Source organism: Streptomyces sp. NPDC056480, from assembly GCF_042795405.1.
GTDB lineage: Bacteria > Actinomycetota > Actinomycetes > Streptomycetales > Streptomycetaceae > Streptomyces.
On sequence record NZ_JBHTSA010000010.1, the window covers coordinates 89,492 to 102,745 of the forward strand.

Below are 13,254 nucleotides of genomic sequence, written 5' to 3' on the forward strand. Positions count from 1 at the left end.
GGACGGCCCCGGGCGCGTTCACCGCACCCGGGGCCGTCCCCGTACCGCCACCGCCGTCCGTCAGAACAGCCGCAGCTTGTCGTCCTCGATGCCCCGCATCGCGTCGTAGTCCAGGACCACGCAGCCGATGCCGCGGTCCGTCGCGAGGACCCGGGCCTGCGGCTTGATCTCCTGCGCCGCGAAGACGCCCCGCACCGGAGCGAGGTGCGGATCGCGGTTGAGCAGCTCCAGATAGCGGGTCAGCTGCTCGACGCCGTCGATCTCGCCGCGCCGCTTGATCTCGACCGCGACCGTCGCGCCGTCCGAGTCGCGGCAGAGGATGTCCACCGGGCCGATCGCGGTCGGGTACTCGCGGCGGATCAGGGTGTAGCCCTCGCCGAGGGTCTCGATGCGGTCGGCGAGCAGCTCCTGGAGGTGCGCCTCGACGCCGTCCTTGATGAGACCCGGGTCCACACCCAGTTCGTGCGAGGAGTCGTGGAGGATCTCCTCCATCGTGATGATCAGTTTCTCGCCCGCTTTGTTGATCACGGTCCAGACGCCCGCCTCGCCGTCGGCACCCTCCTTGAGGGTGCAGGGCGGGGACATCCAGTTGAGCGGTTTGTACGCCCGGTCGTCCGCGTGGATGGAGACACTGCCGTCTGCCTTGATGAGGATCAGACGGGGCGCGGAGGGCAGGTGGGCCGTGAGCCGGCCCGCGTAGTCCACGGAGCAACGGGCAATGACGAGACGCATGGTCGCCAACGCTACAAGACGGGCGCTCTTCCGCGCGATTCGGGCATCACCCGGACCCCCTCCGGGCATGATCCTGAGCCGAACACCCGTCGGTTATCAGCCGGTTGTGTTCCCCATCTCCTGGTGCGTGCAGGACTGCGCGCTTACCGTGGAAGCTGGAGGTCGTCGTCCGTGCACGCTGCGTGGCGGGCGGCCCGGCCTTCGCCCCTGCCCGCAAGACCCCGTCCGCGGGGTCGCGAGAGGAGAACCCATGTCGCTCGACGTCTCACCGGCACTGTTGGAACAGGCCGAGCGAGGCGAGGTCGACGAAGCCGACTTCGTCGACTGCGTCCGGACCTCCCTGCCCTACGCATGGGAGATGATCAGTTCTCTGGTGGCTCAGCTGAAGGTCGACGGCGGAGAGTTCGCCGACAACCAGACGCCGCCGCCGAATGAGCAGGCACGTGGTCAGCTGCTGCGCGCGCTCGCGAGCGATGCCATTCGTGGTGCGCTGCAGCGGCATTTCGGGGTGCGTCTCGCCTTCCAGAACTGCCACCGGGTGGCGGTCTTCCCGCTGGACCCGTCGGTGGACGAGCGGCTCGCCCGCTTCACGTCCGTACGGGGGCAGCTGCTGAACCAGTCGCCGGAACTGCGCGACTGCTGAGACGTGGTGCTGCCGCTCCGCATCGCGGGAGACGCGATCGATGCGTGTCGACGCGCATCGCCGCGCGGAGATGCCGGAGCGGCAGCACAGCCCCGCCCTGAGTGCGTACGGTCCGCCCCTCGGCCCGTACGGTTCCCCCTTCGGTCCGTACGGTGCGCACATCCGTCCGTACGGTCAGACGAGCAGCGGCAGGACCTCCGCGCCGAGCCGCCGCACGTTCTCCTCGGTCGACGCGAGGTCGCCCGTGCCCTCGGCGAGGAGGGCGAAGCGGGTGATGCCCGTGCGCTCCGCCGTCGCCGCCAGCCGGTCCGCCGCGCGCCGGGGCGTGCCCACCGGGTGCAGCCCGCACAGCAGCTCCGTGTACGCCACGGGGTCCCGCATCGCCCGGTGCCGGCCGTCGACCGTCACATGCGCGTCGAGGCCCTGCTTCAGCCAGCCCGGCATCGCCTTCACCAGCGCCTCGGCCGCGTCCGCGCCCCGGTCCGCGAGCTGGGCCACGCCCGCCGACACGTGGTGGGACCCGATCCGCGCGATCTCGTCGGGGTCGCGCCCGGCCTCCCGCGCGCAGCGCGCCCAGGCCGTGACCATCTCGGCCTTCTCCTCGTCGCCGCAGTGCATCCCGAGCAGCATCGGCAGTCCGCGCTCGGCCGCAAGCCGCACGCTCTTCGGCGAGGTGCAGGCCACCACGACCTCCGGGGCCGGGTCCCCGCCGATCAGCTCGTCGGGGCGGGGCACCACCGGCACCTCGCGGAAGGCGAATCGTTCTCCCTCGGCGCCCACGCGGGGCTCGGAGAGCCAGCGCAGCAGCAGGTCGAGCGATTCGGGGAAGTCCTTCTCGTACGCCCCGAGGCCGGCGCCGAAGACCTCCAGGTCGACCCAGGGTCCGCCCCGGCCCACCCCGAGGGTGAACCTGCCGCCCGAGGTGAGGTGCAGCAGCGCCGCCTGCTCGCCCAGGGCGACCGGGTGGACGTTCGGCAGTACGCTCACCGCCGTGCCCACCCGCAGTCGTCGTGTGCGGCCCAGGAGCAGCGCGGCCAGTGTCACGGCCGAGGGACAGACCCCGTACGGCACGAAGTGGTGCTCGGCCAGCCAGACCGAGTCGAGGCCCGCCTCCTCGGCGACCTCCGCGGTCCGGACCGCCCGGTGCAGGGCCTCACCCTGTCCCTGACCCGGGAACTGGGCTGCCAGAACGAACGTACCCACGCGCATCGCCTTGTGCCTCCTCTGCGGCCGACGCGTAACTCCCCTCGCACTGGCACCAACGTCTGACACGTGCCAAAGGCAACGGCCGTTCATGAAGTTCTTGCGATTTTCGGCTAAGCCGTCGCGGACGGGGCCCGGGGCACCGCATCGCGGCCCGTAGGCTTGAGGGAACGGTCCGTGTTCCCAGACCCCGTGAGGTGTGCCCGTGTCCCCGCGCCACAACCGTTCCCGAGGCGGCGAGAAGCCCGAGCAGCAGCAGGGCGACAACGGCGACCGGTACGGCGGCGTGCAGCGCACCGAGACCTGGCAGGGCGAGGAGTGGTACGTCCGCCTCGTCGCCGGGGCGAGCGCACCCGGCAAGCGCTACCGCTGCCCCGGCTGCGACCAGGAGATCCCGCCCGGCGCCCCGCACGTGGTCGCCTGGCCGGAGTACGGGGGAGTGGACGACCGGCGGCACTGGCACAAGGCCTGCTGGAACGCGAAGGACCGCCGCACCAGCAGGGTGCAGCGGTCCAGGAACGCGCCGAAGTACTGAGCCGGGAAGCCGGGCCGCGGACCCGGGCTACACGTCCCGGCTGTTCAGCAGGGCGTACGCGCCGGCCAGCGCGACCCCGGCGACCCCGGTCATGATCAGCAGCGGCTCCCAGCCCGCGGGGCCCTTGTCACCGAACGGCGGCTGCGCGGCGTACAGCGCGATCATCTGCGAGGGGATCGCGTACGTGAACAGCCACTCCTGGACCGACTTCAGCGCCTCGGAGAACATGAACATGGCCGCCACCAGCGGCAGCAGCAGCAGACCGATCATCACCGTGATCGCACCGGCCGAGTGCCGGATCAGCGTGCCGAGCGCCAGCGAGAGCAGCCCGAGCATCGCGAGGTAGGCGCCCGCGCCGACCGTCGCCCGCAGCCACTCGCCCGCCGTCGGGGCGTCCGCCGTGTCCACCAGGGCCACCTGCCCCGCCCCCACGAGCGCGGCGACCACCGTCGTCACCGTGAAGACGAGCAGGAAGAAGACGATCGCCTTCGCCGTGAGCACCCGGGCCCGGCTCGGGCAGGCCGTCAGGGTCGTACGGATCATGCCGGTGCCGTACTCGGAGGCGATGGTCAGCACGCCGAGGGTGATCACGCAGATCGAGGCCGGCAGCATCCCGAAGAAGCCGAAGCCGAGCGCGGACTCGTCGCCCATCGGGGCCTCGGAGTTCGCGGCGATCGCCGCCACCCCCAGGCCGATGAGCAGCATCAGCAGGATCATGACGCCGAGCGTCCACAGCGTCGAACGCACCGAGCGGATCTTCGTCCACTCGGAGGCGAGGGCGTCACCGAGGGTCGCCCTGCGGACCGGGATGGGGGAGACATAGGAGTGCGGCGCCGGAGCGTGGTGCTGGGCGGGGGCGGTCATCGGGCGTCCTTGGTGGTGTCGCTCGGCTGAGGGGCGGCCTGCTGCGGGGCGGCCGGAGGGGCGTACGGGCCCGGCGCGGGAGCCTGGCCGGGAGCCCCCGCGTACGGGTTCTGTCCGGGCGGCGGCGGGGCGTACCAACCCTGCTGCGGCACGTCCTGCACCACCGGCTGCGGCGGCATGCCGTACCCGTGGTGGCCGGGCTGCTGCGGCGGCTGGAGGTGCGCGAGCCGGTCGTCGGTGGAGCGGTAGTCCACCGCGCCCTGCGTCAGCCGCATGTACGCCTCCTCGAGGGAGGCCTGGTGCGGGGACAGCTCCCAGAGCCGTACGTCCGCGTCGTGCGCGAGGTCGCTGATCCGCGGCAGCGGCAGGCCCGTCACCCGCAGCGCGCCGTCCGGCTCCGACATCACCTGGCCGCCGGCCTCCATGAGGGCCGCCGTCAGCTTCTCCCGCTGACCCGGATCGGTCTGCGGGGTCCGGACCCGGGCGAAGTCGGCGGAGTTCGCCGAGATGAAGTCCGTGACGCTCATGTCCGCGAGCAGCTGCCCGCGGCCGATCACGATCAGATGGTCGGCGGTGAGGGCCATCTCGCTCATGAGGTGGCTGGAGACGAAGACCGTCCGCCCCTCGGCGGCCAGCTTCTTCATCAGGTTGCGGACCCAGAGGATGCCCTCCGGGTCCAGGCCGTTGACCGGCTCGTCGAAGAGCAGCACCTGCGGGTCGCCCAGGAGCGCCGCCGCGATGCCGAGCCGCTGGCCCATGCCGAGCGAGAAGCCCTTGGAACGCCGCTTGGCCACGTCCTGGAGGCCGACGACCCCGAGGACCTCGTCGACGCGCTGCGCCGGGATGCCGGCGAGCTGCGCGAGCGACAGCAGATGGCTGCGCGCGCTCCGCCCGCCGTGCACGGCCTTCGCGTCGAGGAGCGCGCCGACCTGACGGGGCGCGTTCGGCAGCTGCCGGAAGGGGTGGCCGCCGATCGTGACATGGCCCGCGGACGGCTGGTCGAGACCCAGGATCATGCGCATCGTGGTCGACTTGCCGGACCCGTTGGGCCCCAGGAACCCGGTGACGACACCGGGCCTCACCTGGAAGGAAAGGTTGTACACGGCCGTCTTGGCGCCGTAGCGCTTCGTCAGGCCGACTGCCTCGATCATTCTCCAGCCCCATCGACAGGTCGGTCGCACCATGGTCGGGGCGTGGCGGCCGTCGGCCGGAGCCCCCCGTATGAGCTAGGAGCTTATCCAGCCATTGACGGTTCCGGCGAAATGGATACGGCCTCCGGGCGGTCATCGGGGGAACGTCAGGGGCCCCCTAGGGGGCCCCTGGGGCCCTGAGGCCCGAACCCGCGAGCCCTCAGGCGTCCCGCTTCTTCAGCACCAGGTAGCCGCCGGCCAGCGCGGCCACCACCCAGATCACCATGATCCCCAGACCGGCCCACGGGCCGTACGGAGCCTCCTCCGTGTTCATGGCGTCCGGGACGACCTGCATGATCTTCGATCCGGCCTGGTCGGGGAAGTAGCGGGCCACCTCCTTGGCCTTCGGCACGGCCGCCAGGATCTGCGAGACCAGGAAGAAGAACGGCATCAGGATGCCCAGCGAGAGCATCGACGAGCGCAGCATCGCCGCCACGCCCATGGAGAACAGCGCGATGAGGCCCATGTAGAGCCCGCCGCCGATCACCGCCCGCAGCACGTTGTCGTCACCGATCGAGGCCCGGTGCTCGCCGAGCAGTGCCTGCCCAAGGAAGAAGGAGAGGAAGCTCGTCGCGAGTCCCACGGCGAACGCGAGCCCGCCCGCCACCGTGACCTTCGAGAAGAGGAAGGTCGCGCGCTGCGGCACGGCCGCCAGCGAGGTGCGGATCATGCCCGAGGAGTACTCGGTCCCCACCACCAGGACGCCGAAGACCACCATCGCCAGCTGCCCCAGGGTCATCCCGAAGAAGCTGACCAGGGTCGGGTCGAAGGTGGCCCGCTCGACCTCGCTGAGGTCGTCGAAGGTGGAGTTGAACACGGCGGACAGCGCCGCGCCGATCGCCACGGTGACGATCAGGGCGCTCGCCAGCGTCCAGACGGTCGACGACACCGTCCGGATCTTGGTCCACTCGGACTGCAGGACCGCGGATACCGCTGCCATCGTTCAGGCTCCCTGGGAGGTCGTGCCCCACTGGGGGCCGGGCGCCGGGGCGCCACCGTGTACATCGGTGCCGTGCGCGTGGTACTCCACCGCACTTGCCGTCATCTGCATGAAGGCCTCTTCGAGCGAGGCGCGCTGGGAACTCAGCTCGTGCAGCACGAGCCCGTTCTCGGCGGCGAGTTCACCGAGCTTCTCGGTCGTGGCCCCGTCCACCTCGAGGGTGCCGTTGCCCGCCTCGACCGCGATGAAACCGTGCGCGTGCAGCATGTCCCGGAGCCGCTCCTGCTGCGGGGAGCGCAGCCGTACATAACTCCGGGAATTCTCCTGGATGAAATCCGCCATCGAGGTGTCGGCCAGCAGCTTTCCCTGTCCGATCACGATCAGATGATCGGCTGTCAGGGCCATTTCACTCATGAGATGACTGGAAACGAAGATCGTCCGGCCCTCGGCCGCCAACGCCTTCATCAGATTGCGGATCCAGTGAATTCCCTCGGGGTCCAGACCATTGACGGGTTCGTCGAACATCAGGATCTCGGGATCGCCGAGCAGCGCCGACGCGATGCCGAGCCGCTGCCCCATGCCCAGGGAGAAACCTTTCGACTTCTTCCGCGCCACCGGTGTCAGACCCACCAGATCCAGCACCTCGCTCACCCGTCGTTCCGGGATGCGGTTCGACTGCGCGAGACACAGCAGGTTGTTGTACGCGGAGCGGCCGCCGTTCATGGCCTTGGCGTCGAGCAGCGCGCCGATGTACTTCAGCGGCTCCTCGAGCTCCCGGTAGTGCTTGCCGTCGATCCGGACCGTCCCGCTCGTCGGGTTGTCCAGGTCCAGCATCATCCGCATCGTCGTGGACTTGCCCGCCCCGTTGGGCCCGAGGAAGCCCGTGATCACCCCAGGACGCACCTGGAAGGAGAGATGGTCGACCGCGGTCTTCGCCCCGTATCGCTTGGTCAGGCCCTCAAGCTCGATCATGCGTCCCAACCTACGGGTGCGCAAAACCCCCCGCCACCGGAATGACAGGGGGTTCTGGGGAACGCTACGAACTCGTTACCGGCTGTGCGTCAGATCGACGGTCACGACCCGGACGGCCGTACGGGGGGCGGCCGTACGCGGGGCGGGCGTACGTGTGACGGGCGTCAGCGGGACTGCTGGGCCGGGACGCCGGCCGGGCGCTCGTCGTCGATCGGCGAGCCGGCCGCCGCCACCGCGGCACCGGTCAGCGTCGCCAGCATCTCGCGGACGTTGGTCAGCTGGGCGTTGATCGAGTCCCGGCGGTTCGTCAGCGCCGCGAGCTCGCGCTCCGATTCGCTGCGGATCCGGTCGGCCTTGGCGTTCGCGTCGGCCACGATGTCCTCGGCCTGGCGCTGCGCGGTCTCCACCGTCTGACGGGCCCGGCGCTCGGCGTCCGTGCGCAGCTTCTCGGCCTCCAGGCGGAGCTGCTCGGCGCGGTGCTCGATCTCGGCGAGGCGCTTCTCGGCCTTGGCCTGACGCGAGGCCAGGTCGCGCTCCGACTGCTCGCGGCGCTTGGCCAGGTTGGTCTCGAAGTCCGCGGCGGCCTGGGCGGCCTTGGCGCGGGTCTCCTCGAAGAGGGCGTCCGCCTCCTCGCGCTTCGACTGCGCGTCCTTCTGCGCCTCGGCGCGCAGCGTGTTGGCCTCGCCCTGCGCCTTCTCGACGATGCGGACGCCCTCGTCCTCGGCCTTCGACTTGCGCTCGGCCGCGAAGGACTCCGCGTCGTTGCGCACCTGCTGGGCGGCCGACTCGGCCAGCTCGCGGTGCTGCTCGGCGGCGCGGCGGGCCTCCTCACGCAGGTCCTTCGCCTCCTCCTCGGCGAGCCGGAGGATCTTCTCGACCCGGGCGCCGAGCCCCGCGTACGACGGCTCGGCGTCGGTGACCTGCGCCTGGGCGTTCTGCGTCTCGAGGTGGAGCTCCTCGATGCGCTTCTCCAGGGAGGTGATGCGGGACAGCGCACTGTCGCGGTCGGACACGAGCTTGGTAATGCGGTCGTCCACCTGACCGCGGTCGTAACCGCGCCGCACGAGCTCGAAGCCGAAGGGGGAGGATGTGTCGCTCATGGGTTTCCTGTCGAATGAGACCGGTGAGGTGTTAGAGGGAATCCTAGGGGCCGAAGCGGCGTGTCATCGAGCGTATGCCCGTTTGATCTGGAGAATGTCCAGCCTTTTGAGTGGCTAGCCGTCCTGGGGCTTGCCACTCGAACGAGTGGACCCCGCTGAGGCGCCCGCCTTGGCACCCACCGCCCCCGCGGACTTCGGGCCGGCGGACGGAGTCTCGAAAGACTCCAACGCCTCCAGCACGTCCTGGACACGGGAGATCTCGGCATTGATGTCCTTGCGGCGCCGCACGAGCACCTCCAGTTCGCGCTGACCTTCCTCGATCGTCTGCTCCGCCTCGGAGCGGGCCTCCGCCAGCGCCCGCTCGGCCTCGGCCTTGATGCCCTCGGCCTCCGCGACGAGCGAGGCCTTCTTCTGCTCGGCCTCCTTGAGCAGCGCCTCGGCCTTGCGGACCGCGGCGATACGGACCTTGCTCGCCTCCGAACTCGCCTCGGAGACCAGCTCCTTGGCCTTCTCGTCGGCCTCGGCCCGCTGTTCCGTCGCGGCCTTCATCAGGTTGTCGACCCGCTCGCCCGCCGTCTTCATCTGCTCGGCGCTCTCGCGGCGCGCACGCTCGTGCAGTTCCTCGATCTCGCCCTCGATCCGGCCCCGCAGCTCATCGGCCCGCTCCCTTATGGCCGTCGCGTCGCCGCGTGCCCCGACCAGGAGTTCGTCCGCGTCGGTACGCGCCTTCTCCACCAGCGAGTTGCCCTCGACGGTCGCCTCGGCGACGATCCGCTCGGCCTCCTTGCGGGCCGCGCCGACCATCATGTCGGCCTGCGCCTCGGCCTCGGTGGTGGCGCGCAGCGCCTCCTCCTGGGCCTTGCCGATGAGCTGGTCCGCCTGCTCGGCCGCGTCCGAACGCTTCCGGGCGCCGGCCTCCCTCGCCTCGTCGAGCGTCCGGTCCGCCTCCGCGCGGGCCTCCGAGCGCATCTGCTCGGCCGCCGCCTCGGCGTCCGCCCTGAGCCGCTCCGACTCGGTACGGATCCGCTCGGCGTCCTGCTGGGCGGAGCCCACGGTCGTCTCGGCCGCGGCCTGCGCCTCCGCCGTGACGGAATCGGCGAGTTCACCCGCCTCACGGGTGAGCCGCTCGGCCTCGGCGGTCGCCTCGCGGGTGAGCCGCTCGGCCTCCGAGGTGGCCTCGGCGACGAGTGCGTCGGCCTGTTCGGCGGCGTCGCCGCGGCGCTTGTCGGCGGCCTTGCGGGCCTCGTCGAGGACCTGCTCGCCGTCGGCCAGCGCGGCGTTCCGCAGGGCCTGCGCGTGCGCCTCTCCGTCGATCTTGACCTGTTCGGCCTCGGTGCGGAGGCGTCGGGCGTCCTGCTCGGTGGTCTCCATGAGCTCGACCGCCTCGGCGGTGAGCCGTTCGGTCTCGGCGGCCGTCTCGCGGGTGAGCCGCTCGGCCTCCGAGGTGGCCTCGGCGAGCAGCGCGTCGGCCTGCTCGGCCGCGTCGCCGCGGCGCTTGTCCGCCGCCTGACGGGCCTCGTCCAGGACCTGCTCCGCCTCGGCGGCGATCCGCTCCGCCTCCGTACGGGCCTCGCCGACGACCGACTCGGCGCGCTCGGCGGCCTCCGAACGGATCCGGTTCGCGTCCTCGCGGGCGTCGGCCCGGGTGCGGGCCGCGTCCTGCTCGGAAGCGGCGAGCGAATCCGTCACCTCGGTGCGTACCCGCTGCGCGTACTCGGCGGTGTCCGCCCGCAGCTTCTCCGACTCGGAGATCGCGTCGGCGACCGTCCGCTCGGCCAGCGCCTTCGCGGCGTCCGTCTCCTCCTGCGCACGCGTCCGCGTGCGGGCGGCGTCCTCGGAGGCACGCTCCCGCTCCTCGTACGCGTCGGCGCGGACCCGGTCCGCCTCCTCCTGCGCCTCGGAACGCGTCCGCTCGGCCGCGTGCTCGGCGGCGCTGCGCAGCCCGGCGACCTCCTCCTCGGCCTGCTCGCGCAGACCCGCCACCGAGTCCCGTACCTCCTGGGCGGCTCGCGAGGCCGCGGAGACCATCTCGGTCGCCCGGGTGTCCGCCTCCTCGACCAGGCGCTGCGCCTCGACCTGCGCGTCCTCGACGCGCTTGCGGGCCGCGGCGAGAAGCTCCTCGGACTGCTCGCGGGCGTGCTCGCGCTCCCGGCCGGCCTCGGAACGGGCCGACTCGAGGGTCTCCTCGGCCTCCCGGCGCCGCCGGACGGCCTCCTCCTGGGCGGCGGCCAGCGCCTCGGCGGCCTCGGCGGCCACCCGCTCGGCGGCGGCGGCGGCCTCGGCCCGCACCCGGTCGGCGGTCTCCTGGGCCTCCGAGCGCAGCCGCTCGGCCTCCTCGGCCGCCTCCTTGCGGAGCCGTCCGGCGGCGTTCTCGGCCTCCGTACGGGTGGTGGACGCGTCCGACGCGGCCTCGGCGCGGAGCCGCTCGGCCTCCTGCTCGGCCTGCTCCCGGAGCGTACGGATGCGCTCGGCGGCCTCGGTCCGCAGCCGCTCGGTCTCCTCGGCGGCCTCGCGCCGGATCAGCTCGCCCTCGGCACGCGCGTCGGTGAGCTCCTCCCCGGCCGCCGCGACCTTCGCCTCGGCGTCGGTGTGCAGCCGGGTCAGCTCCTCGGCGGCCTCGGCGCGGCGGGCCTCGGCGGCCCGCTCGGCGTCGGCGCGCAGCCCGGCCGCGGCCTCCTCGGCCGCCGCCTTGACCGCCTCGGCCTGCTCCTCGGCCTCGGCGCGCAGCCGCTCGGCCTCGGCGCGGGTCCGCTCCAGGGTCTCCTCGGCCTGGGTCCGGAGCGTCTGGGCGCGCTCCATGGCCTCCGACTTGACCCGCTCGCTCTCGGCGCCGGCCTTCGTCCGCATCTCGTCGGCGTCGGTACGGGCCTTGGTGAGGAGCTCCTCGGCGGTGCTGGCCGCCTCCTCGATCTGCTGGACGGCCTCGCGGCGGGCCTCGCCGCGGATCCGCTCGCCCTCCGCGATGGCCTCGGCGCGCAGCTGCTCGGCCTCGCCGCGCAGCCGGCGGGCCTCCTCCTGCAGCTCGACCGTCTTGGCGCGGTACTCCTTGGTGTCGTCCTTCGCCGAACCGAGCAGCTCGTCCGCCTGCTCCTCGGCCTGGGAGCGCAGCCGGTCGATCTCCGCCTCGGTCTCGCGGCGGATCCGCTCGGCCTCCTCGGAGGCCTTGCGGGTGGTCTCCCGGGCGTCGTCGGACGCCTTGGTGAGGATCTCCTCGGCGTTGCGCGCGGCCTTGGCGAGCGCGGCGGCGGAGTCCTCGGCGGCGACCGTACGGGCCTTCTCGGAGGCCTCGGTGACGAGCTTCTCCGCCTCGGCGGTGGCCTCGCGCAGCTTCTCCGCGGCCTCGGCCTTGAGGGCCTCGGTGTCCTTGGTGGCCTCGCCGACCAGCCGGGCGATCTCCGCCTTGGCGGTGCGGGTGCGCTGTTCGTTGACCGACTCGGCGGTGGCGAGCTGCTTGGCGGCCGCCTCCTTGGCCTCGGCGAGGGCCTTCTCGGCCTCCGCGCGCGCGACGCGCAGCTTCTCCTCGGCCTCCTGCATGCGCTGCTCGGCGGCACGGGAGAGCTCGGTGGCCTGACGGCGGGCCTGGTCGGTCTCGGCGGTGGTGGTCGAGCGGAGCTGCTCGGCGTGGCTGGTGGCCTCCTGCGCCTGGCTGGAGGCGACGGTGAGGAGCCGCTCGGCGTCCTTGCGGGCGCGCAGCAGAATCGCTTCGGCCTCGGCACGGGCCGCCTCGGCCTCGGAGCCGACGCGACGGCTGGTCTCCTCGGCGAGCCGGGTGGCCTCGGCGCGGGCGCCGGCGAGCGCCTGCTCGGCCTCCGCGCGGGACTCCTCCATCAGCCGGCGGGCCTGGGACTCCGTGCGGGCGCGGAGCTGTTCGGCCCAGGCGACGTTCTCGTTGACGTGCGCCTCGACGGTCTGCCGGCGTTCGCTGAGCTCCTGGTCCAGCTGCTGACGGCGCTGGACCGCCTCGTTGTGCAGCTCGGCCTGGAGCCGGGACTGGTGCTCGGCGTGCTCCTGGAGGATGCGCTGCGTCTGGGCGCGGGCGTCGCGGAGCTCGCGCTCGGCGTCCTGGCGGAGCTGCTCGGCCTGCGCCTGCGCGTTCCGCAGCAGCTGCTCGGCCTGGTAGCCGATGTCCGCGCTGTCGTAGGCGGGCCGGGACGCGATGGTGCGGCGCGCCTCGTGGAGCTTGGCGCGCAAGACCTCGACTTGGTATCCGAGGTCCTCGGCGTGCTGAACGGCCTTCTCGCGCTCGGTCTTCAGCCGGTCCATCTCGGCTTCGAACCTGGCGAGATGGTCGTCTTCAGCTCGGTGGCTCTCCTGGCGTTCGTAGCCCCGCACTGCGCGGTCCATCCTTCCCCGAGCTCTTCGAGCAGGGGATACCCCAACCCTGGTCGCAACTCCAACGAGCACCGCCCCCTCACGGCTGAGGACGGACCCCCGGGAAATGGTGGCAGATCGGACGACCCCGACATCCCGACTACGGTGCCGCACGGAGCGGCCCCGACCGGCCCCGGCCCGGAGTCGCCCACTCTACCGGGCCAGGAATCCGGAGGTCAGTGCTCCGCTGAGGAGTGGTCAGCCGAGGGCTCTGCCGAGGTGACCAGTTCCGTGAGTACGCCGTGGCAGTCCTTGGGGTGCAGGAACGTGATCCGGGAGCCCATGGAGCCGATCCGCGGCTGGTCGTAGAGGACCCGGACGCCCTTGCCTCGGATGTCCTCGGCGTCGCCGTCGACGTCCGCGGTGCCGAAGGCGATGTGGTGCACGCCCTCGCCGTTCTTGGCGAGCCACTTGCCCACCGCCGAGTCCTCCCGGGTCGGCTCCAGGAGCTGGAGGTACGAGGCTCCGCCGTCCGAGGTGTCGTTGATCTTGAGCATGGCCTCGCGGACGCCCTGCTCCTCGTTGACCTCGGAGTGGAAGACCTCGAAACCGTACGTGGCACGGTAGAACTCGACAGTCTTGTCCAGGTCGAAACAGGCGATCCCGATGTGGTCGATTCGCGTCAGCATGCCTCCAGTGCAGCGCCGTGACGGTGGTTACGCAACGTGCGCGCCGTCACACCGACCGGCCGGTGACCCGGCGGT

The 13,254-nt window shown here is 72.0% G+C and carries 11 protein-coding genes; 2 read left to right on the forward strand and 9 right to left on the reverse strand.

All coding sequences use genetic code 11. The features are described 5' to 3' along the window. Nucleotides 1-60: 60 nt before the first annotated feature. Entirely contained in the window at nucleotides 61-732 is a 672-nt protein-coding gene (gene nucS / locus ACFQ79_RS07765) for an endonuclease NucS (RefSeq protein WP_231071679.1), read from the reverse strand. Between the two features lie 250 nt (nucleotides 733-982). On the opposite strand from nucS, the gene ACFQ79_RS07770 reads away from it, so the two are divergent. Further along, the gene (locus ACFQ79_RS07770) at nucleotides 983-1,375 is read left to right on the forward strand and encodes an SCO5389 family protein (protein WP_015036224.1); all 393 of its coding nucleotides are present in this window, start codon (nucleotides 983-985) and stop codon (nucleotides 1,373-1,375) included. A gap of 174 nt (nucleotides 1,376-1,549) precedes the next feature. On the opposite strand, the gene ACFQ79_RS07775 is transcribed toward ACFQ79_RS07770, so the two are convergent. Further along, nucleotides 1,550-2,584: an LLM class flavin-dependent oxidoreductase gene (locus ACFQ79_RS07775; RefSeq protein ID WP_383580051.1), complete on the reverse strand. Its 1,035-nt coding sequence runs from the start codon at nucleotides 2,582-2,584 to the stop codon at nucleotides 1,550-1,552. A gap of 199 nt (nucleotides 2,585-2,783) precedes the next feature. Between ACFQ79_RS07775 and ACFQ79_RS07780 the strand changes: the two genes are divergently transcribed. Further along, nucleotides 2,784-3,113: an ATP/GTP-binding protein gene (locus ACFQ79_RS07780; RefSeq protein WP_383580053.1), complete on the forward strand. Its 330-nt coding sequence runs from the start codon at nucleotides 2,784-2,786 to the stop codon at nucleotides 3,111-3,113. A gap of 27 nt (nucleotides 3,114-3,140) precedes the next feature. Here the strand turns inward: ACFQ79_RS07780 and ACFQ79_RS07785 are convergent, their stop codons facing one another. From ACFQ79_RS07785 to mce, 7 genes are all read right to left on the reverse strand, one after another. Further along, the gene (locus tag ACFQ79_RS07785) at nucleotides 3,141-3,977 is read right to left on the reverse strand and encodes an ABC transporter permease (RefSeq protein ID WP_383580055.1); all 837 of its coding nucleotides are present in this window, start codon (nucleotides 3,975-3,977) and stop codon (nucleotides 3,141-3,143) included. After that, a complete protein-coding gene (locus ACFQ79_RS07790) occupies nucleotides 3,974-5,128 on the reverse strand; it encodes an ATP-binding cassette domain-containing protein (protein ID WP_383580056.1) in 1,155 nt (384 codons plus the stop codon). The genes ACFQ79_RS07785 and ACFQ79_RS07790 overlap by 4 nt, the downstream gene beginning before the upstream one ends. A gap of 199 nt (nucleotides 5,129-5,327) precedes the next feature. Next, entirely contained in the window at nucleotides 5,328-6,107 is a 780-nt protein-coding gene (locus tag ACFQ79_RS07795) for an ABC transporter permease (RefSeq protein ID WP_383580057.1), read from the reverse strand. A gap of 3 nt (nucleotides 6,108-6,110) precedes the next feature. Beyond that, nucleotides 6,111-7,079 (reverse strand): ABC transporter ATP-binding protein, encoded by a 969-nt coding sequence (locus ACFQ79_RS07800; RefSeq protein WP_383580058.1) that lies wholly within the window; start codon nucleotides 7,077-7,079, stop codon nucleotides 6,111-6,113. Between the two features lie 164 nt (nucleotides 7,080-7,243). After that, on the reverse strand, nucleotides 7,244-8,179 hold the full coding sequence (locus tag ACFQ79_RS07805) for a cellulose-binding protein (RefSeq protein WP_030321132.1): 936 nt from the start codon (nucleotides 8,177-8,179) through the stop codon (nucleotides 7,244-7,246). 114 nt (nucleotides 8,180-8,293) lie between these two features. Beyond that, on the reverse strand, nucleotides 8,294-12,523 hold the full coding sequence (gene scy / locus ACFQ79_RS07810) for a polarized growth protein Scy (protein WP_383580060.1): 4,230 nt from the start codon (nucleotides 12,521-12,523) through the stop codon (nucleotides 8,294-8,296). A 203-nt stretch (nucleotides 12,524-12,726) separates the two neighbouring features. Beyond that, nucleotides 12,727-13,179 (reverse strand): methylmalonyl-CoA epimerase, encoded by a 453-nt coding sequence (mce, locus tag ACFQ79_RS07815; protein ID WP_383580061.1) that lies wholly within the window; start codon nucleotides 13,177-13,179, stop codon nucleotides 12,727-12,729. Nucleotides 13,180-13,254 lie beyond the last annotated feature (75 nt).

Excerpts from the sequence above, each read along its gene's own strand:
- nucS (WP_231071679.1), bottom strand. The coding sequence starts at position 732 with ATGCGTCTCGTCATTGCCCGTTGCTCCGTGGACTACGCGGGCCGGCTC.
- ACFQ79_RS07770 (WP_015036224.1), top strand. The coding sequence starts at position 983 with ATGTCGCTCGACGTCTCACCGGCACTGTTGGAACAGGCCGAGCGAGGC.
- ACFQ79_RS07775 (WP_383580051.1), bottom strand. The coding sequence starts at position 2,584 with ATGCGCGTGGGTACGTTCGTTCTGGCAGCCCAGTTCCCGGGTCAGGGA.
- ACFQ79_RS07785 (WP_383580055.1), bottom strand. The coding sequence starts at position 3,977 with ATGACCGCCCCCGCCCAGCACCACGCTCCGGCGCCGCACTCCTATGTC.
- ACFQ79_RS07790 (WP_383580056.1), bottom strand. The coding sequence starts at position 5,128 with ATGATCGAGGCAGTCGGCCTGACGAAGCGCTACGGCGCCAAGACGGCC.
- ACFQ79_RS07795 (WP_383580057.1), bottom strand. The coding sequence starts at position 6,107 with ATGGCAGCGGTATCCGCGGTCCTGCAGTCCGAGTGGACCAAGATCCGG.
- ACFQ79_RS07800 (WP_383580058.1), bottom strand. The coding sequence starts at position 7,079 with ATGATCGAGCTTGAGGGCCTGACCAAGCGATACGGGGCGAAGACCGCG.
- ACFQ79_RS07805 (WP_030321132.1), bottom strand. The coding sequence starts at position 8,179 with ATGAGCGACACATCCTCCCCCTTCGGCTTCGAGCTCGTGCGGCGCGGT.
- scy (WP_383580060.1), bottom strand. The coding sequence starts at position 12,523 with ATGGACCGCGCAGTGCGGGGCTACGAACGCCAGGAGAGCCACCGAGCT.
- mce (WP_383580061.1), bottom strand. The coding sequence starts at position 13,179 with ATGCTGACGCGAATCGACCACATCGGGATCGCCTGTTTCGACCTGGAC.